The sequence below is a fragment of the Streptomyces sp. NPDC003036 genome (assembly GCF_040611175.1).
Classification (GTDB): domain Bacteria; phylum Actinomycetota; class Actinomycetes; order Streptomycetales; family Streptomycetaceae; genus Streptomyces.
On sequence record NZ_JBEXNO010000049.1, the window covers coordinates 34,630 to 52,406 of the forward strand.

Genomic DNA, 17,777 nt, shown 5'->3' on the forward strand with positions numbered 1-17,777 from the left:
CGCGTATCCATGGGGTGGGGCCGGACAATCGGTTCATGCGGTGGAGAGGCAGGTCGGGGATGGGTGGGCACACGTACCGGACGACGGAGACGGGGGCGCCCCGGGGGCTGCGGGCGGCGGCCTCGCGCTACGCGCTGCTGCCGCTGCGGATCTTCCTCGGCGTCACCTTCGTCTACGCCGGGCTCGACAAGCTCACCGACGACCGGTTCCTGGCCGCGTCCGGCGCCGGCTCGGTCGGGGAGCTCATGCGGTCCGTACGGGACTCCTCCGCCGTGCCGTGGCTGGTCGACGTGGCGCTGAAGAACCCGGAGGCGTTCGGGCAGGCCATCGCCTTCGGGGAGCTGGCCGTCGGGGCCGCGACGCTGCTTGGGCTGTTCGCGCGGCTCGCGGCGGCCGGTGGGGCGCTCATCTCGCTGAGCCTGTGGCTGACCGTGAGCTGGCAGTCCGACCCGTACTACTACGGCAACGACCTCGCCTACCTCATGGCGTGGCTGCCGCTGGTGCTCGCCGGGGCGTCCGTGCTCTCCGTCGACGCGGTGCGCGCCGCGCGGCGCCGGCGCAGCCGGTAGGCGACCCAGGCGGCCGCGCCCGCGAGACCCAGCCCGCCGCAGAGCAGCGGTATCACCGCGTACCAGGGCGTGTGCCAGGAACCGGCGGCGTCGCCCGCGTACAGGACGGCGATCGCCAGGCCCGTGGCGCCCGCGATCAGCCGGCCCGGGCGGAACTCATGACGCAGCACGGGTGACCTCCACCAGTCCGAGCGCGGCGTTCAGCGTGAGGTGCAGGGTGCCCGCCGGGGGCAGGCCCCGGGGCGGGGGGATCGTACGGGTCGTGTCCCGGTCCGGCGCGATGTCGACGTCATCGGCCGGGTCGGCCGGAAGCCGCACGTCACCGAGGCCCACCTGGGCGTGCACCGTCACGGTCACGTTCCGGGGGACGACCACCTCCAGGCGGCCGGCGCCCACCTCCGCCGAGGTGCTCAGGGTGCGCTTCGGGGGGACGGCCACCTTGGAGAGGTCCACCGTGCCGACGCCGCTGCCCACGGCGTACCGGGGTTGGACGTCCGCGACCGTGGCCGGCCGCCACGTCGTACGGGTCCACTCGGTGTCGATCTGCCGCGGGACGAGGGAGGCGCCCGCCAGCAGCAGCGCCGTCACGACCGTCATGAAGACCGTGCCGAAGCCGGTGCGGCCCAGGAACGAGCTGACCGCGAGGCCGAGGGCGAGGACGCCCAGCGCGCACGCGAGACCCGTCTGCAGGCACGTACCGAGCGGCTGCGACCCCCAGGGCACCGCCGTGCCGAGTGCGCCCGCCAGGAGCGCGAGCAGGAGGACCAGGCCGCCGATCGAGCGCGGGGCGGCGGTGGCGGGGGGTGCCGGTCGCCAGGCGCTCCCGGTGGGGCGGGCACGGACCGCGTCCTGGGCGCCCGCCGCGTCCTCGGGGCCCCACAGGTAGCCCAGCGGCAGCGGCCCCGTCGTACCGTCCTTGACGATCGGGTCCCGCCACCACGACGGCGCCGCGGGCGGCGGCGGGGCCTGCGTCTCGGGCGGCGCCTCCGCGACCGCGTGCGCCACCGCGTGCGCCGCCGCCGGGGCCTGCGGCACCTCCCCGTCGACCGTCAGCCGGCGCCTCTGGGACCAGACGGCCGCGCCGCTCACGGCTATGACCAGCAGCAGGGAGAAGGAGATGGTGCTGCTGTTGCCGAGCATCGACAGGAACAGCCCGCAGCCGACGAGCGCCATCAGCACGGCCGTCAGCGAGGCGCCGTCGACGCGGCCCGACAGCAGCCGGCGCGCCTCGTTCTCCTCCTCGCCCTCGGCGGTGATCAGCAGCCAGGCGAAGCCGTAGAAGAGCAGGCCGAGGCCGCCGGTGACGGCGAGGACGCCGACCGCCACCCGGAAGATCACCGGGTCGAGGTCGAAGTGCCGGCCGAGGCCGCCGCAGACCCCGGCCACCACCTTGTGCCGGCGACGCGCGCGGCGCAGCGGCGGATGGGGGGCGGGCGCGGGCACGCCCGACCCTTCGGGCGCCTCCTCGGGCGGCACGGGAGTCGTGCTGGTCATACGTCCATGGTGGCGGCCCGGGCGCCCCGGCGGCACCGGGGCCGACCCTGGCCCGTCCCTGATATCGCCCCCGAGCCCCGGGAGGCGTTCCCACGGGGGCGTTCCCGCGGAGGCGTTCTCAGGGCCGCGTAGGGGGTCGACCCTGATGTGGGGAGGCCGGATGCCGTGTGACGATCGGACCATGCCCGCCGCCACCCGTCCGCCCGAGACCGACGAGCCGCCCGTGCGCAAGCTCTACCGCAGCGCCGACGGGCGGATGCTCGGCGGTGTCGCGCGGGGCCTCGCCGGGCACCTGGGGCTGCCCGTGATCTGGGTGCGGTTCGTCTTCCTCGCCCTCTTCATGGCCGACGGCCTCGGCGTGCTGCTGTACGCCGTCTTCTGGATCGTCGTCCCGCTCGGTGTCGGGGGCAGGGCCGCCGAGCCACGTTCCGTCTTCGAGACGACCTCCGACGGGCGGCGCCGCCTCCGCAAGCCCGACAAGGGCCAGATCGTCGCCCTCATCGCGCTGACGATCGGCGCCGGCGCCTTCGTCAGCAGCGTCAACCTGGGCGGCGAGGCGAACCGGTACGTCTGGCCGATCCTGCTCGTCGGGGTCGGTGTCGTCCTGGTCTGGCGCCAGGCGGACAACGCGCGCCGGGCCCAGTGGACCCGCTCCGGCCGCCGCAAGCGCCTCTTCCAGCTCGCCCGCGGCCTGGCCGGGGTGGCCCTCGTCGGCATGGGCCTGACCGTCTTCATGGTGGTGCGCGGCTCGGCCGCGCAGCTGGGCACCGCGCTCACCGCCGCCATAGCCGTACTGGCCGGCATGGCCCTGCTCGCCGGGCCCTGGCTGGTGCGGATGTCGCAGGACCTCTCCGAGGAGCGGACCATGCGCATCCGCGCCCAGGAGCGCGCCGAGGTCGCCGCCCACGTCCACGACTCCGTCCTGCACACCCTCACGCTCATCCAGCGCAGCGCCGACGACCCGGGCGAGGTCCGCCGCCTCGCCCGCGCCCAGGAGCGCGAGCTGCGCAACTGGCTGTACAAGCCGGAGGGCACCGGCAAGGACGAGGACCAGGAGCCCGAGACCCTCGCCGAGGCCGTGAAGCGCACCGCCGCCGAGGTCGAGGACACGCACGGCGTCCCCCTGGAGGTCGTGGTCGTCGGCGACTGCCCGCTGGACGAGAGACTGGCCGCGCAGATGCAGGCCGCGCGCGAGGCGATGGTCAACGCCGCCAAGTACGGTGGCGGGGGCGGGGCCGTACAGGTGTACGCCGAGGTGGAGGGCCGTACCGTCTTCGTCTCCGTACGGGACCGGGGGCCCGGCTTCGACCTGGACGCGGTCCCCGCCGACCGGATGGGCGTACGAGAATCGATCATCGGCCGGATGCAGCGCAACGGCGGCACGGCGCGGCTGCGGTCGGTGCCCGGGGACGGCACCGAAGTGGAGCTCGAGATGGAGAGGGCGGACGACGCATGACCGAGGACACGACGGCTTCCACGGAGGCCGTGGAGCGGCGGGTGCGGGTGGTGCTCGTCGACGACCACCGGATGTTCCGCACCGGCGTCCGGGCCGAGATCGGGCGGACCGAGACGACCGGCGTCGAGGTGGTCGGTGAGGCCGCCGACGTCGACGAGGCCGTCTCCGTGATCACCGCGAACCGCCCCGAGGTGGTCCTCCTCGACGTCCACCTGCCGGGTGGCGGCGGCGTCGAGGTGCTGCGCCGCTGCGCGCCGCTGATGGCCGACGCCGAGAACCCCGTCCGCTTCCTGGCGCTGTCGGTCTCGGACGCCGCCGAGGACGTCATCGGCGTCATCCGGGGCGGCGCCCGCGGGTACGTCACCAAGACGATCACCGGCACCGACCTGGTCGACTCCGTCTTCCGGGTGCAGGACGGCGACGCGGTGTTCTCTCCCCGGCTGGCCGGGTTCGTGCTGGACGCCTTCGCCTCGACGGACGCCCCGCCCGTCGACGAGGACCTCGACCGGCTGACCCAGCGGGAGCGCGAGGTGCTGCGGCTGATCGCGCGCGGGTACGCGTACAAGGAGATCGCCAAACAGCTGTTCATCTCGGTGAAGACGGTCGAGTCGCACGTCTCGGCGGTGCTCAGGAAGCTGCAGCTGTCCAACCGGCACGAGCTGACCCGCTGGGCGACGGCGCGCCGCCTCGTCTGAGTCTCCCGAGTCTCCGGTCCGCGGGTCCGTCCGCGGATATCGGTACATAACCGGGGCAACCCGCACGGTTCCGGGCCCCTCCTACAGACCGTGATGAGCCTGACGGGTACGCCCTTCTTCGTGACCGCGATCGTGCTGGCCGTGATCGCGGTCCTGCTGCCGCTGGTCCTGTGGACCCGGCTGCGCGGACCGGCGCTCGTGCGGGGCGCGCTCCGGCTCGGCATGGTCGCCTTCGCCCAGCTCACCGCGATCGTCGTGGTCTTCGTCGCCGTCAACAACGCCAACCGCCTCTACGACGGCTGGGGCGACCTCCTCGGCACCAGCGACCACGTCGACGCGGCGATCGACCTCGGGCCCGACGGCACGGGCGGCAAGCGCGTCGCCGACCTGCCGAAGGTGCGGCAGGCCTTCGAGCCGGTCGACGACCCCGGCATGGGCGAGGGCGTCCGGCGCACCACCCTGAAGGGCCGCATCTCCGGGGTGGAGGCCGAGGTGTACGTGTGGCTGCCGCCGCAGTACGACGACCCGGCGTACAAGGACCGGAAGTTCCCGGTGGTCGAGCTGCTCTCGGGCTTCCCCGGCTCCCCGAAGTCCTGGTTCGGCAGCCTGCACGCGAGCAGGCAGCTGGAGCCGCTGATGCGGCAGGGCACGGTCGCGCCGTTCATCCTGGTGTCGCCGCGCACCACCCTGCTCGGCGACACCGACACCGGCTGCGCCAACGTCCCGGGCAAGGTGAACGCCGACTCGTGGCTCAGCATCGACGTGCGCCGGATGGTCGTGGACACCTTCCGCGCCCTCGACACGCCCGACGGCTGGGCCCTCGCCGGGTACTCGGCGGGCGCGCACTGCGCCGCGAAGCTGGCGGTGGCGCACCCGGACCGGTACGGGTACGCGATCAGCATGTCCGGCTACAACGACCCGGCCGCCGAGCCGTCCTCGCTCACCGGCCGGGACCCGGAGCTGCGGCACCGGCACAACCCACTCACCCTGCTGAAGGCGGCCGCGACCCCGCCCAGGATCACGATGCTGTTCACCGGGAACGGGAACGACGGCTTCCAGCAGGGCCTGGACCTGCGCGCCGTCTCCCGGCCGCCGACCCGGATCGACGTCCGCCAGGTCGCGGGCGGCCACCGCACGGCCTCCTGGATGCGGGAGGTGCCGTCGGTCTTCGAGTGGCTGACGGCACGGATGGGGGCCGGTGCTTCGCGGAGCGACGCTTCCGGAGCCGGAGCCGGAGCCGGGGCCGGGGACGCCGGGGCGCAGGGCCCCGGAGGTCCCGGAGGTCCCGGTCGTCAGGGAGCCAGCGAGATGTCCACCTTCTCCGACACCCGCCGGTAGCCGATCCCCGCGTAGATCCGCTCGATCGACGCGTCAGCCGGCTCCAGCCACACCAGCCGGCAGCCGCGCGCGAACGCCGTCGCCGTCAGGTACGCCGAGAGGCCCCCGCCGATGCCCCGCCGCCGATGGCTCGCCGCGACCGCCAGCCCGGCGAGCTCGCTCAGCCCGTCCACCGGCACCGAGCAGCCGCCCGCCCCCACCGTCGTGCCGTCGGCGGTGTCCGTCGCGATTCCGGCGACACCGCCGCCGGCCGCCGCCGTGCGCAGCCAGCGGATCGCGCCCGCGTTCGCCTCGCCGGTCCCGCCGTACGCGAGGTTCTGCACGGAGGCGGCCGCGGCGTACGCGGCGTCGTCCGCCGGCTCGCCGAAGGCGATGCCGTCGACGGGCCCCGGTTCCCGCAGCCCGCCCGGCGCGCACGCCATCAGCGGCGCCCGCCGCTCGACGGTGAACCCGGCTGCGAGCAGCGCCGGTTCGAGTTCCGGCGCGCAGGCCGGCTGGAACTCCAGGCGCGGCACCCGCTCCAGTTCCCGGAAGGCAGCCACCAGTTCGTCGATCTCCGCCTTGGTGGGGGCTGCGCCCGCGTCGGGGATGGCGTAGTTGGCGGGCGGGATGTCCCAGTCGGGGTTGTAGCGCAGGACGAAGGGGCCCACGCGGCGGTGATCGGGGGACCGCAGCGCCAGCGTGCGGACGCAGTCCTGGAGGTCGTCGGCGATGCCTTCGGGGATGCCTGCAGGGTCGCCTTCGGTGGTGCCTTCGGGGATGTCGCGATCCATGGTCATGGATCCGGGACCCTACGCGACCCGGGTCGCTCCCGCCCACGGCATTTCGTCGATCGGCGCGATCCGTACGGGCGCGCCGGGCCGCGGTGCGTGGATCATCTTGCCGCCGCCGATGTAGAGGCCGACGTGGCTGATCCCGGAGTAGAAGAACACCAGGTCACCGGGGGCGAGCGCGGAGCGCGGGACGCGCTGTCCGGCGTTGATCTGGGTGTACGTGGTACGGGGCAGGGCCACCCCGGCGGAGCGCCACGCGGCCTGCGTGAGCCCCGAGCAGTCGAAGGCCGACGGTCCGGTCGCGCCCCAGACGTACGGCTTGCCGAGGGCCCCGTACGCGTACGAGACGGCCTGCGCGGCGCGCGCGTTGGGCGCCTGCCGCGCTCCCGCCGGCGGGGGGTTCCCGGCCGTCGGGCCGGTACCCGCGCCAGGGCCCGCGCCCGTGCCCGCGCCGGGGTTCTCGTACCGCGCGCGTTCGGGGGCGGACAGCCGGCCCAGGAGGCGCTCGGCGGCGGCGAGCTTCTGCTGGACCGTGGCCTTGTGGCGGCGCAGCTCGGCCTGGCGGGCCTCCAGTTCGCGCAGGTGGCCGCCTGATTCGGCGCGCAGCTGCGCGATCCCGGCGAGCTCGCGGCGCACGGCGGCGATGGCGTCGGCCTGGCGGGTCCCGGCGCGCTCGGCGAGGGCGGCGCCCTCCAGGTAGGCGTCCGGGTCGGTGGAGAGGGCGAGCTGGAGGGCGGGGTCGAGCCCCCTGTGCCGGTACTGGGCGGTGGCCACGGAACCGAGCGCGTTACGGGTGGCGGCGAGCCGCTCCGTCCGGCGGGCGGCCTCGTCACGCAGGGCGTCCAGCGAGGAGCGCGCCTTGTCGGCCTGCTCCTTGGCGCCGTTGTACCGCTCGGTGGCCTCCTCGGCCTCCCGGTGCAGCCGGTCCACCTCGGTCCTGATCTGGGCGGGGGAGAGGCGGGGCTCCGCGTGCCCGGCGCCGCCGAGGACCGTGGCGGTCGCCGCCCCGGCGAGGACGAAGCCGGCGGCGGTGCGCCCGGCCGCCGATCCGTTCAGGGATCTCTGCCGGGGCTTGCGGTGCTTGCGGTGCTTCGGAGGTTCTGGGTGAGCTGCCACGAGGGCGGGTCACTTCCCTTCCCTGTCACGTGTGGGTGGGGTGGCCGGCCGCCGTCCGGGAGTCGGAAGACGGCGGTGGGAGAACCGGCCACCTGGGGGAGGACGCTAAGCCCGCCGGTCACGGTGGTGAGGCGGAGTGACCGCAATTGCCCGCAGGTGAGAGTTCGGGAGCGGCTTCCGTCGGCGGCGACGCGCCTGGAACCTCACATTCCGTATCAGCTGTGACCGAGGCGACGAATGAGGCAACCCCGACCGGGGGCCGGTGCTATGGCCCCGGTTAGGCTCCGGCGCATGGACGTACTCATCAATGTCTTCGTCGCGCTGCACATCATCGGCATCGGCGCCCTGCTGGGCGGCTTCCTGTCCCAGATGAAGGCGATGGGCGCGGGCACGGCGCGCTTCAGCCCCGGCATGCTGCACGGCGCGCTGACCATGCTGGTCACGGGTGTCGCCCTGGTCGGGCTGAACCAGGCCGACGAGCAGACCGTGAACAACATCAAGATCGGCGTGAAGCTCGCGATCCTGGTCGTCATTCTCGGCCTGGTCTACGTCAAGCGGGACGAGGAGACGGTCGACAAGCCGCTGTTCGGCGCCGTGGGCGGTCTCACCGTCGCCAACATCTTCATCGCGACGCTCTGGACCTGAGGTCTGAGGTCCGGGGTCTCTCTTACGCGGGGCGCACGCAGCCGGACACCGGCATGGAGTGGACCGGCTCCTCGCGTACGTTCATCCCGGGCCGCGGGGCGTGGATCATCACGCCGTCGCCCTGATAGATGCCGACATGGCTGATGTCGTCGTAGAAGAACACCAGGTCGCCGGGGCGCAGCTCGTCCATGGAGACGCGCGTGCCGACATGGGCCTGCTCCCAGGTGGTACGCGGCAGGTCGACACCCGCCGCCTTCCAGGCCGCCTGGGTCAGACCGGAGCAGTCGTACGAGCTCGGGCCGGCCGCGCCCCACACGTACGGCTTGCCGAGCTGGGCGCGGGCGAAGGCCAGCACCTTGTCGGCTTTGGCTGCGGCGCGGTCGGGGCCCGTCTCCGTCCCGCAGGTTTCCGGTTCGTACGCCGGTTCGTACGCCGGTTCGTGCGCCGGCGTCTCCGCCGGCGTCTCCGTCCGCGATGCCAGCAGGGTGCGCGCCTCCGCGAGCTTGCGCTGCACCGTCCGCTTGCCGGCCCGCAGCGCCTCCGGGGTCTTCGCCGACTCGGCCTGCCGCGCGGCGGGCTCCGCCTTCGCCACCTCGACGACATCACTGACGGGCGTGGCGGTCGGTAGAGGTCGTGCGGGCTGGACGGGCTGCACGGGCTGGACGGGCTGGACGGGAGTGGCGTACCGCTGCGCCTGCGTACCCGTGCCGGCCTGCCGGTAGAGGTCGTCGACCTTTCTCTGCACCTCCTCGACCGTCGGCCGGCCCGGTGCGGCTTCGGCGGACTGGGCGGACTGAGCGGACAGCAGGGTCGTGACCGAGGCGATGGCGGCCGTCGTGACCCCGACGGCGGGGGAATTCGTACCAAACGAACCGAACGTACTGAACGTGCGGGTGGTGCGGCTGCGCGGCTTGCGATGCGACGCCAAGGCCGGCATCTCCTTCCGTAGACCGCCTACCGGGTCAACCGGCGGGTTCGGGCGAACGGAAGGTGCCCTACGGCCTGCGGAAACGGCCGATTCACCCCATGGTGCATGGTGGGTCCCCGGTTCCAACTCCCGTGCGGGGGAAGTGGATTCGGCGTGGGCGGTCCGATCGGCGTGGTTCGCCGATGAGGGAACGGCCCGCTTGTGCGGCACGCTAGCCAACGTGTGGTGGTGCTGTGAAGGATGATGTTCGATATGCCGGATACATTTTCGTGACCTTTACGCTGCGCTTATGCGAGGTGGCGGTGAGCGACGAAACCGGTTCGGCCCCGACTGTCAGTGGGGCGGCCTAGACTCGATAGGCGATGAGCAGCCTCTTTGACGACAGCTTCCTGGCGGACCTGCGGAACCACACCTCCGAGGAACCGCCGCCGCCCCCCGAGGACGCCGAGGACCACGCCCCGGCCCCGGAGGAGGTCCCGCACGACCTCTTCGGGGACCGTTACGACGTGCCCCCGGCCCGGGACGCGTACCACCGCGACGGCGCGCCGCGCACCGTCGTGGACCCCGCCGCGCTGCTGGAGGGGCTGAACGACCAGCAGCGCGCCGCCGTCGTCCACACCGGCTCGCCGCTGCTCATCGTCGCCGGTGCCGGCTCGGGCAAGACCCGGGTGCTGACCCACCGCATCGCCCACCTGCTGGCCACGCGGCACGTCCACCCGGGCCAGATACTGGCGATCACCTTCACCAACAAGGCCGCCGGCGAGATGAAGGAGCGCGTCGAGCAGCTCGTCGGCCCGCGCGCCAACGCCATGTGGGTGATGACCTTCCACAGCGCGTGCGTGCGCATCCTGCGCCGCGAGTCGAAGAGGCTCGGCTTCACGTCGTCCTTCTCGATCTACGACGCCGCCGACTCCAAGCGCCTCATGGCGCTGGTCTGCCGCGACCTGGACCTGGACCCGAAGAAGTTCCCGCCGAAGTCCTTCAGCGCCAAGATCTCCAACCTGAAGAACGAGCTGATCGACGAGGAGACCTTCGCCGACCAGGCCGCCGACGGGTTCGAGAAGACGCTCGCCGAGGCGTACCGCATGTACCAGGCGCGGCTGCGCGAGGCCAACGCCCTGGACTTCGACGACATCATCATGACGACGGTCCACCTGCTCCAGGCGTTCCCGGACGTCGCCGAGCACTACCGCCGCCGCTTCCGCCACGTCCTCGTCGACGAGTACCAGGACACCAACCACGCCCAGTACACGCTCGTACGCGAACTGGTGGGCACCGGTTACGAGGACCTGGACCCGGCCGAGCTGTGCGTCGTGGGTGACGCCGACCAGTCGATCTACGCCTTCCGCGGCGCGACCATCCGCAACATCCTCCAGTTCGAGGAGGACTACCCCGACGCGACGACGATCCTGCTGGAGCAGAACTACCGCTCCACGCAGACCATCCTCTCCGCCGCCAACGCGGTGATCGAGCGCAACGAGAGCCGCCGCCCCAAGAACCTGTGGACGAACGCCGGCCCCGGGACGCGCATCATCGGGTACGTCGCGGACACCGAGCACGACGAGGCGCAGTTCGTCGCCGACGAGATCGACCGGCTGACGGACGCGGGCGAGGCGAAGGCCGGCGACGTCGCGATCTTCTACCGGACGAACGCCCAGTCCCGTGTCTTCGAGGAGATCTTCATCCGCGTCGGCCTGCCGTACAAGGTCGTCGGCGGCGTCCGCTTCTACGAGCGCAAGGAGGTCCGGGACGTCCTGGCGTACCTGCGCGTGCTGGCGAACCCGGAGGACAGCGTCCCGCTGCGCCGCATCCTCAACGTGCCCAAGCGGGGCATCGGCGACCGCGCCGAGGCGATGATCGAGGCGCTCGCGCTCCGCGAGAAGATCACCTTCCCGCAGGCGCTGCGCCGCGTCGACGAGGCGTACGGCATGGCGGCGCGCTCCGCGAACGCCGTGAAGCGGTTCAACACGCTGCTGGACGAGCTGCGCACCATCGCCGAGTCCGGCGCCGGACCGGCCGTGGTCCTGGAGGCGGTCCTGGAGCGCACCGGGTACCTCGCCGAGCTGCAGGCATCCACCGACCCGCAGGACGAGACGCGCATCGAGAACCTCCAGGAGCTCGCCGCCGTGGCCCTGGAGTTCGAGCAGGAGCGCGGCGAGAACCCCGGCACGCTCGCCGAGTTCCTGGAGCAGGTGGCGCTGGTCGCCGACTCCGACCAGATCCCGGACGAGGACGAGGAAGGCTCCGGCGTCATCACGCTGATGACGCTGCACACCGCCAAGGGCCTGGAGTTCCCGGTGGTGTTCCTGACGGGCATGGAGGACGGCGTCTTCCCGCACATGCGCGCCCTCGGCCAGACCAAGGAGCTGGAGGAGGAGCGGCGCCTGGCGTACGTGGGCATCACGCGCGCCCGCGAGCGGCTCTACCTCACGCGGTCGTCGATGCGCAGCGCGTGGGGCCAGCCCTCGTACAACCCGCCCTCGCGGTTCCTGGAGGAGATCCCGGCCCAGCACCTGGAGTGGAAGCGCACGGGCGCGATGGCCAAGCCGTCGTCCGGCGGCCCGGCATCCGGGATCACGGCCTCCCTGTCGTCCTCGCGGTCCCGTTCCGGCCCGTCGGGCTTCGCCACGCGGCGTACGACCGACAAGCCGGTGATCGCGCTGGCGGTCGGGGACCGGGTGACGCACGACCAGTTCGGGCTCGGGACCGTGATGGCGGTGACGGGCGCGGGCGGGGACGCGCAGGCGACGATCGACTTCGGGGACGACAAGCCGAAGCGGCTGCTGCTGCGGTACGCGCCGGTCGAGAAGCTCTAGCCGGCTGAACCGGCTACCGGTTCACCCGGTCGGGTCGAGGCCGTGGCTGCGCAGCCACGGCAGCGGGTCGATCGGGGAGCCGCCGCCGGGCCGTACCTCGAAGTGCAGGTGCGGTCCGGTGGAGTTGCCGGAGTTGCCGGAGTACGCGATGACGTCACCGGCCTTGACCTCGCCGGACCGGATCTTGGTGCTGCTGAGGTGGCAGTACCAGGTCTCGGTGCCGTCCTTGGCGGTCACGATCGCCATGTTCCCGTAGGCGCTGTTCCACTGGGTGCGTACGGTGCCGTCGGTGGCGGCCATCACGGGCGTGCCGTACTGCACGGGGAAGTCGATACCGCTGTGCAGGGACATCCAGTTGACGCCGGCCTGCCCGTAGTACGCGCTGAGCTGGTGCAGCTTGACGGGGAGCGCGAACTTGGGGCGCATCGCCTCGCGGCGCGCGGCCTCCTCCTCGCGCTTCTTGCGCTCGGCCTCCTGGCGGTTCTTGAGGTCGATGCGCTCCTGGGTGCGGCTGGCGCGGTCGCCGAAGTCCCGGGCGTCGGCGCTGAGCGCGGCGAGCTGGGTGTCCAGGGCGCTGTTGGCGGCGGCGACGGTCTTGACGGAGGAGGGGTCCTCAGCGGTCACCGGCTTGGCCTCGGCCTTCTGCTCGCCTCCGGTGAGGCCGCTGACGGAGGCCGCCGCGATTCCGGCGACACCCATCACGCAGGCGGACGGCACGGCGACGGTCAAGAGCGCGGAACGCTTCGCGGGGGTACGCCGTCGGCCACGGCCGCCGCCGCCTCCGCCGGAGCGGCGGGCGGGACGGGGGATGACGGGCGCGGCGACGGTCGCGGCGTCGGCCACGGCCTCCGCGTCGTGCGCCGGCTCTTGCGCCGGCCCGTGTTCCGGCTCGGGGGCTTCTTCGTGAGGAGCTTCCGGCTGGAGGGCCTCTGCCGAGGCGTAGTCGTACTGCTCCGGTACGAACGTCTCGGTGGGCGCGTAGTGCCAGGCGGTGGCGTCGTAGGCGCCGGTGTCGTACTGCGGCTGGTCGTTCTGCGGCTGGTCGTTCTGCGTCTGGTTGTTCCAGGCGCCGGCGTCCCACTGGCCGGTGTACTCGGAGTACTCGACGTAACCGGTGGTGGCGCCGTCCCACTGCGTGGTGTCGTATTGGCCGCTGTGCCCCGCGCCGTAACCGCTCTGGTAACCGGCGGTGTCATAACTCGCCTGCTGGGTACCGTCATAGGACCCGGGGAGGGCGCCGAAGAGCGGGTCGGTCGCGAAGGCACCGGTGTCATAGGCACCGGTGTCGTACGTGCTGGTGGTGTAACTGCCAGTGCCGTGGCTGCCCGTGGTGTAGGCGTCGTCTCCGACGTACCCGGCGTGGGGGTGCTGGTCGTTCACCAACTTCTCTCTCGCCTCGGCAGCAGGACCAGGTCTGGGCGCGGCCCCCGGGATGGGGAACCCCAGAGGGGAAAGCAGTGGGCGCGACTGTACCCGGCGGTATGCGCAAGCGACAATCTTCCGAGAGTCTCGGGTCCGGGGGAAACGGGCATTCAGCCGCCTTTCGGCGGAGTACACACAGAGCCTTGGCCGTACGTTCGAAATCCGTTCGATGGTTGTGGCGTTGCGTTCACGCCACTGACACGGAATCCGCCATTCCGGCGGTCGGCTCCTCGGACTCCAGCACCTGGCGGACCGCGGCGGCGACCGCCGGGTGGACCGGGAGTGCCAGGTGGCCGATCCCGGTGACGCGGACGTTCTCCGTGATCAGGTCCGGATGGCGCAGGCACGCCGTCTCGGCGGGGATCATCACCTGATCGAGATCGCTCCAGAAGCTCACGAAACGCGTACGGCACCGGGGCGCGGGCTCGCTCAACTCCCGCAGGACGGACGAGCCGGGACGCATCTGCCGGACCAGGGGGTGGGCGCCGGCCAACGGGGCGAAGGTGGTGCCCCCGTGCGGCGTGCCCAGCGTGACCAGCGTGCGTACGCGCCGGTCGCCGCCGAGCCGCTGCACGTAGTAGCGGGCGATCAGCCCGCCGAGGCTGTGCCCGACCACGTCCACCTCGGGGTGGCCGGTGCGGGCGCAGACGTCCTCGACATGGCGGCCGAGCAGGGCGGCGGCGGTGCGCAGATCGCAGGTGAGAGGGGAGTAGTTGAGCGACTCCAGGTGCTGGAGCGGCCAGCCGGACCGGGCGAGGGAGCGGCGCAGCGGCACGAAGACGGAACGGTTGTCGATGAACCCGTGCAGCAGCACGACGGGTGGCCGCCCGCCGACGCCTGCGGGCGGAGCGGGGCGGCGGCGTTCCGGGGCGACACCGGTGGGGTAGAGGACCAGATGGCAGGCGAGGATGGCCAGCTCCAGGGCCGTGGCCTTGAACAGCGCGATGACCCTCATGGCCGACCTCGCCCTCCCGCACCGGCACACGAGGCACCGCGCCACGCCGCGCCGACGTGAGGATTCCCCTCACGAGCATGTCCCACGTGTGATTTCCCCCTCGGTATTCACCGTGAAACGGCTGCTTGCGGGATGCTGTCGATAACGTTCGTTCACCTCCCCGGGATATACCCACGGGGGACGCATGTGGAGGCAGTGATGGGTGTGACCGGTCCGATCCGCGTGGTGGTGGCCAAGCCGGGTCTCGACGGCCACGATCGCGGGGCCAAGGTGATCGCGCGGGCCCTGCGTGACGCCGGTATGGAGGTCATCTACACCGGCCTGCACCAGACGCCGGAGCAGATCGTGGACACCGCGATCCAGGAGGACGCGGACGCGATCGGCCTCTCGATCCTCTCGGGCGCGCACAACACGCTGTTCGCGAAGGTGCTGGAGCTGCTGAGGGAGCGGGACGCGGAGGACATCAAGGTCTTCGGCGGCGGGATCATCCCGGAGGCGGACATCGCGCCGCTGAAGGAGAAGGGCGTGGCGGAGATCTTCACGCCGGGTGCGACGACGGCGTCGATCGTCGACTGGGTCAACGCCAACGTCCGCGTCGCCGCGTAGGCGGGTCGGCCCGCAGACCACCAGCCCATCGGCGCCCACCGGGGTGGGATGCACCCACGGTGGATCGGTCCCGACTCCGTGAGGCGGCCGGGGGCGGAGCGTGGGGGGTGGCCGGACGTCAAACGACTGAACGCGCGCGAAGCGCGGTGAACGAGAGTCCGGCCACCCCCCACCGGAGCCCCCAGCCCCCGCCCAGTGCCCACCGGGCACAAGCCACGGCCGGCCCCGCGACATCAACTACGGCGCGAGCTCCCTCCGCATCGTCGCGCGCAGCCGGAGCGTCGACACCAGCCGTTGGAACGCCTCCGACCAGTAGCCGCCCGCTCCGGGGGACGCGTCCTCCGCTTCGTCGGGCACGGCGGTGAGGACCTCGAGGCGGGCCACCTCGGCGGGGTCGAGGCAGCGTTCCGCGAGGCCCATCACGCCGCTGAAGCTCCACGGGTAGCTTCCGGCGTCGCGGGCGATGTCCAGGGCGTCGACCACCGCGCGGCCCAGCGGCTCCGCCCAGGGCACGGCGCAGACGCCGAGCAGCTGGAACGCCTCCGACAGGCCGTGCGCGGCGATGAAGTCGGCGACCCACCGGGCGCGTTCGTCCGCGGGCAGGGCGGACAGCAGCTTGGACCGCTCGGCCAGCGAGGCCGGCGGGGTCGCGGGCGGCCCGAGCAGGGCCCGCGACCATGCCGCGTCCCGCTGCCGGACCGCCGCCCGGCACCACGCGGCGTGCAGCTCGTCGCACCAGTCGTCGGCGACGGGCAGCGCGACGATCTCCTCCGGCGTGCGCCCGCCGAGCCGCGCGGGCCATGCGGAGAGCGGCGTGGCCTCGACCAGCTGGCCGAGCCACCAGGACCGCTCGCCCCGCCCGGCGGGCGGGTTCGCCAGGACGCCGTCGCGCTGCATGCCGGCGTCGCACTCGTGCGGCGCCTCGACCGAGATCACGGCGGTGTCGCCGGTGCGGTCGAGGCTGACGCACGACGCCGCCCGCGCGGCCATGCGCCCGGCCAGCGCCGACTGCGGCAGCGCGGACAGCAGCTCGGCGGCTGTCGCGCGGACGTTGCGGCTGCGGTCGGAGAGCGCCTCTTCCAGGAAGGGCTCGTCGGCGTCGGAGAGGCCGGTGCGCAGGGAGTCGAGGAACATGAGCCGGTCCTCGGCCCGTTCGGTGGGCCAGGTGGAGCGCAGCAGCGCGAGCGCGGCGCCCGGCTCGTGGGCCCGTACGGCCGCCAGCAGGGCGACGCGCTCGGCGAAGAGGCCCTCCTCCCACAGGCTCCGTACCGCTTGGGCGTCGTCGGGCGCGGGCAGCGCGGCCACCCCTGAGGCGCCGCGCAGGGCGAACCGCCACTCCGGGTTGAACCGGGCGAGCCACAGACCGCGCGGCCCGGCGAAGGTGAGGGCCTGGGGCCGCAGGTCGGTGCGGGCGCGGGCGGCGTCCAGCAGGGCGGGGAGCGCGGAGGCGGGCGCCCGGTATCCGCGCTCGTTCGCGGTCGCGAGCCACTGGGGCAGGAGCTCGGTGAGGTCGGGTGCCGCTCCGCGCCGGCCGCCGCCCTGGGACGGCCCGGTCCGGTCGGCGAGCAGCTGGGTGAGCCGGCGGCGGGCCGCTTCGGGGACGGGCGGCCGCGGATCGTGCGGCGCCGGTTCGGGCGGGGCGGCGGCGGGCGCGGGCAGCAGACCGGCTCTGCGCCGCACGGTGTGCAGGGCGGCGGCGTCCAGGAGCGCGACCGGCGCGTCCTTCGCGGGAGCACCGCCGGGCGGCATGACGTCGGCGCCGGGCGGCCGCCGCTCGGTGCCCAGCAGCGCCGAGGTGACGAGGTCTTCCCAGGATGTGGTGGTGGTCATGGCGTCGTCCTCCGTAGGCCGGCGTCAGATGAGCGGAACGGTCTCGGGTGGAACGGTCTCGGGTGGAACGGTCTCGGGCGTCTCCGCCGACCAGGCGGCGAGCGGGGTGAAGCCCCGGTGCCCGCACTCGCCGAAGACGGTGACGGGGCCGCCGCCGGAGAGGGCGACCAGCCGCCACAGGCCCGCGCGGCCGAGCGCGGCGGGGGCGACCGGCAGCGCGGACGCGCCGTCGGCCGCGGACAGTTGCCAGGTGCCGTCCTGTGACGGCACGGGTATGACGTCGGCGAGCGTCACCGGCCAGGCGTCCAGCCACGGATCCTCCCGCAGGGCGCGTCCGTACGCGGCGAGCGCGTCCGTGACCGTGCCGCCGGGCGGCGGCCCTTCGGCCGGGACCGGGGGTGAGAACTGCGGGCCGAGCTCGGCCCGCAGTTGTCCGGCGCCCGCGTGCGGCGTGACCTCGGCGTCGATGACCACGCCCACGGGCAGGGCGAGCTGCGGTGCCCGTCCCGCGGCGCCGAAGGAGAGGAGCAGGGCCGTGCGGCCGCTGTCCCGCCCGTGCAGCCAGATGCGGCGCGTGGTGAGCTTGCCGTCCGTGGTGTCGTACTGGGCGAGGACCGTCCAGTGGTCGCGTACGGCCGGGCCGTCGGCGGGCGCGGTGAGCCCGACGCGGGTGCGTACGGTCGCGGCCAGGGGCTCGGGCAGCCGGTCGATGCCGAGCCACGCCTGGTCGAGGAGGTGCGTCAGCGCGCACTCCTCCAGCAGCCGCACCGGCCAGCCCGGGCCCGAGCCCGGTATCGCGCCCAGCTCCCTGACGCGGCCGGCCAGCCCGGGGGCCTGCGCGTCGACCATGCGGGCGGCCGTCTCCTCCCACAGCCCGTACCCCGCCTGGTCGGCGGAGGCGAGTCCGCCGCGCAGCAGATCGGCGAGCCGCTGCTCCAACTCCCGCGCGCCCGCGGTGATCCGGGCCGACCGGCGTGCGGGGGGGGGGCGGGCCGCCGGGGGGTGGTGGGGGGGTGGTGGGGGGGGGCCGGGGGGCCCGGACGTGCGCTGCCCCCCGGGTGGGCCGGGGGGCCACACGACTTGAGCGGATTCTGAGCTTGACCTGTTGCGCGGCTTCCGTCGCGCCGCTTCCTT

The 17,777-nt window shown here is 73.3% G+C and carries 15 protein-coding genes, 1 pseudogene and 1 riboswitch; of the genes and pseudogenes, 7 read left to right on the forward strand and 9 right to left on the reverse strand.

Annotation, left to right across the window (positions count from 1 at the left end; all coding sequences use genetic code 11):
- The first annotated feature begins 59 nt into the window (after positions 1-59).
- Positions 60-569: a DoxX family protein gene (locus ABZX67_RS28765; protein WP_355366038.1), complete on the forward strand. Its 510-nt coding sequence runs from the start codon at positions 60-62 to the stop codon at positions 567-569.
- Here the strand turns inward: ABZX67_RS28765 and ABZX67_RS28770 are convergent.
- Entirely contained in the window at positions 476-739 is a 264-nt protein-coding gene (locus ABZX67_RS28770) for a hypothetical protein (protein ID WP_355366041.1), read from the reverse strand. The two genes, ABZX67_RS28765 and ABZX67_RS28770, sit on opposite strands and share 94 nt — an antisense overlap.
- A complete protein-coding gene (locus tag ABZX67_RS28775) occupies positions 726-2,063 on the reverse strand; it encodes a PspC domain-containing protein (RefSeq protein ID WP_355366044.1) in 1,338 nt (445 codons plus the stop codon). The genes ABZX67_RS28770 and ABZX67_RS28775 overlap by 14 nt, the downstream gene beginning before the upstream one ends.
- 181 nt (positions 2,064-2,244) lie before the next feature.
- Here ABZX67_RS28775 and ABZX67_RS28780 point away from each other — a divergent pair, with 181 nt between their 5' ends.
- From ABZX67_RS28780 to ABZX67_RS28790, 3 genes are all read left to right on the forward strand, one after another.
- Positions 2,245-3,519 (forward strand): PspC domain-containing protein, encoded by a 1,275-nt coding sequence (locus tag ABZX67_RS28780; protein WP_355366047.1) that lies wholly within the window; start codon positions 2,245-2,247, stop codon positions 3,517-3,519.
- On the forward strand, positions 3,516-4,214 hold the full coding sequence (locus tag ABZX67_RS28785) for a response regulator transcription factor (RefSeq protein WP_355366050.1): 699 nt from the start codon (positions 3,516-3,518) through the stop codon (positions 4,212-4,214). The genes ABZX67_RS28780 and ABZX67_RS28785 overlap by 4 nt, the downstream gene beginning before the upstream one ends.
- Positions 4,215-4,307: 93 nt before the next feature.
- The gene (locus ABZX67_RS28790; RefSeq protein WP_355366079.1) at positions 4,308-5,552 is read left to right on the forward strand and encodes an alpha/beta hydrolase-fold protein; all 1,245 of its coding nucleotides are present in this window, start codon (positions 4,308-4,310) and stop codon (positions 5,550-5,552) included.
- Here ABZX67_RS28790 and ABZX67_RS28795 read toward each other — a convergent pair.
- Positions 5,507-6,325 (reverse strand): GNAT family N-acetyltransferase, encoded by an 819-nt coding sequence (locus tag ABZX67_RS28795; RefSeq protein WP_355366082.1) that lies wholly within the window; start codon positions 6,323-6,325, stop codon positions 5,507-5,509. The genes ABZX67_RS28790 and ABZX67_RS28795 overlap by 46 nt on opposite strands.
- Before the next feature lie 18 nt (positions 6,326-6,343).
- On the reverse strand, positions 6,344-7,441 hold the full coding sequence (locus ABZX67_RS28800) for an NlpC/P60 family protein (RefSeq protein ID WP_355366053.1): 1,098 nt from the start codon (positions 7,439-7,441) through the stop codon (positions 6,344-6,346).
- A gap of 291 nt (positions 7,442-7,732) precedes the next feature.
- Here ABZX67_RS28800 and ABZX67_RS28805 point away from each other — a divergent pair, with 291 nt between their 5' ends.
- The gene (locus ABZX67_RS28805; protein ID WP_355366056.1) at positions 7,733-8,086 is read left to right on the forward strand and encodes a hypothetical protein; all 354 of its coding nucleotides are present in this window, start codon (positions 7,733-7,735) and stop codon (positions 8,084-8,086) included.
- A gap of 22 nt (positions 8,087-8,108) precedes the next feature.
- Here ABZX67_RS28805 and ABZX67_RS28810 read toward each other — a convergent pair whose 3' ends face one another.
- Positions 8,109-9,023 (reverse strand): C40 family peptidase, encoded by a 915-nt coding sequence (locus tag ABZX67_RS28810; protein WP_355366059.1) that lies wholly within the window; start codon positions 9,021-9,023, stop codon positions 8,109-8,111.
- A riboswitch (cyclic di-AMP (ydaO/yuaA leader) is annotated at positions 9,022-9,178 on the reverse strand. (Overlaps the previous gene by 2 nt.)
- 198 nt (positions 9,179-9,376) lie before the next feature.
- On the opposite strand from ABZX67_RS28810, the gene pcrA reads away from it, so the two are divergent.
- The gene (pcrA, locus tag ABZX67_RS28815) at positions 9,377-11,830 is read left to right on the forward strand and encodes a DNA helicase PcrA (protein ID WP_355366062.1); all 2,454 of its coding nucleotides are present in this window, start codon (positions 9,377-9,379) and stop codon (positions 11,828-11,830) included.
- A gap of 21 nt (positions 11,831-11,851) precedes the next feature.
- On the opposite strand, the gene ABZX67_RS28820 is transcribed toward pcrA, so the two are convergent.
- Positions 11,852-13,210, reverse strand: coding sequence for a M23 family metallopeptidase (locus ABZX67_RS28820; RefSeq protein WP_355366065.1), 1,359 nt, complete (start codon positions 13,208-13,210; stop codon positions 11,852-11,854).
- Positions 13,211-13,439: 229 nt separating this feature from the next.
- Entirely contained in the window at positions 13,440-14,207 is a 768-nt protein-coding gene (locus ABZX67_RS28825; RefSeq protein WP_355366068.1) for an alpha/beta fold hydrolase, read from the reverse strand.
- A gap of 198 nt (positions 14,208-14,405) precedes the next feature.
- Here ABZX67_RS28825 and ABZX67_RS28830 point away from each other — a divergent pair, with 198 nt between their 5' ends.
- Positions 14,406-14,813, forward strand: coding sequence for a cobalamin B12-binding domain-containing protein (locus tag ABZX67_RS28830; RefSeq protein WP_355366071.1), 408 nt, complete (start codon positions 14,406-14,408; stop codon positions 14,811-14,813).
- Positions 14,814-15,050: 237 nt separating this feature from the next.
- Here ABZX67_RS28830 and ABZX67_RS28835 read toward each other — a convergent pair whose 3' ends face one another.
- Both ABZX67_RS28835 and ABZX67_RS28840 read right to left on the reverse strand, forming a co-directional pair.
- Positions 15,051-16,643, reverse strand: coding sequence for a DUF5691 domain-containing protein (locus tag ABZX67_RS28835; protein ID WP_355366073.1), 1,593 nt, complete (start codon positions 16,641-16,643; stop codon positions 15,051-15,053).
- A gap of 24 nt (positions 16,644-16,667) precedes the next feature.
- A pseudogene (locus tag ABZX67_RS28840) lies at positions 16,668-17,618 on the reverse strand (SWIM zinc finger family protein); the annotation flags it as partial.
- Positions 17,619-17,777: the final 159 nt, after the last annotated feature.

Excerpts from the sequence above, each read along its gene's own strand:
- ABZX67_RS28765 (WP_355366038.1), top strand. The coding sequence starts at position 60 with ATGGGTGGGCACACGTACCGGACGACGGAGACGGGGGCGCCCCGGGGG.
- ABZX67_RS28775 (WP_355366044.1), bottom strand. The coding sequence starts at position 2,063 with ATGACCAGCACGACTCCCGTGCCGCCCGAGGAGGCGCCCGAAGGGTCG.
- ABZX67_RS28780 (WP_355366047.1), top strand. The coding sequence starts at position 2,245 with ATGCCCGCCGCCACCCGTCCGCCCGAGACCGACGAGCCGCCCGTGCGC.
- ABZX67_RS28785 (WP_355366050.1), top strand. The coding sequence starts at position 3,516 with ATGACCGAGGACACGACGGCTTCCACGGAGGCCGTGGAGCGGCGGGTG.
- ABZX67_RS28790 (WP_355366079.1), top strand. The coding sequence starts at position 4,308 with ATGAGCCTGACGGGTACGCCCTTCTTCGTGACCGCGATCGTGCTGGCC.
- ABZX67_RS28795 (WP_355366082.1), bottom strand. The coding sequence starts at position 6,325 with ATGGATCGCGACATCCCCGAAGGCACCACCGAAGGCGACCCTGCAGGC.
- ABZX67_RS28805 (WP_355366056.1), top strand. The coding sequence starts at position 7,733 with ATGGACGTACTCATCAATGTCTTCGTCGCGCTGCACATCATCGGCATC.
- ABZX67_RS28810 (WP_355366059.1), bottom strand. The coding sequence starts at position 9,023 with ATGCCGGCCTTGGCGTCGCATCGCAAGCCGCGCAGCCGCACCACCCGC.
- pcrA (WP_355366062.1), top strand. The coding sequence starts at position 9,377 with ATGAGCAGCCTCTTTGACGACAGCTTCCTGGCGGACCTGCGGAACCAC.
- ABZX67_RS28825 (WP_355366068.1), bottom strand. The coding sequence starts at position 14,207 with ATGAGGGTCATCGCGCTGTTCAAGGCCACGGCCCTGGAGCTGGCCATC.
- ABZX67_RS28830 (WP_355366071.1), top strand. The coding sequence starts at position 14,406 with ATGGGTGTGACCGGTCCGATCCGCGTGGTGGTGGCCAAGCCGGGTCTC.
- ABZX67_RS28835 (WP_355366073.1), bottom strand. The coding sequence starts at position 16,643 with ATGACCACCACCACATCCTGGGAAGACCTCGTCACCTCGGCGCTGCTG.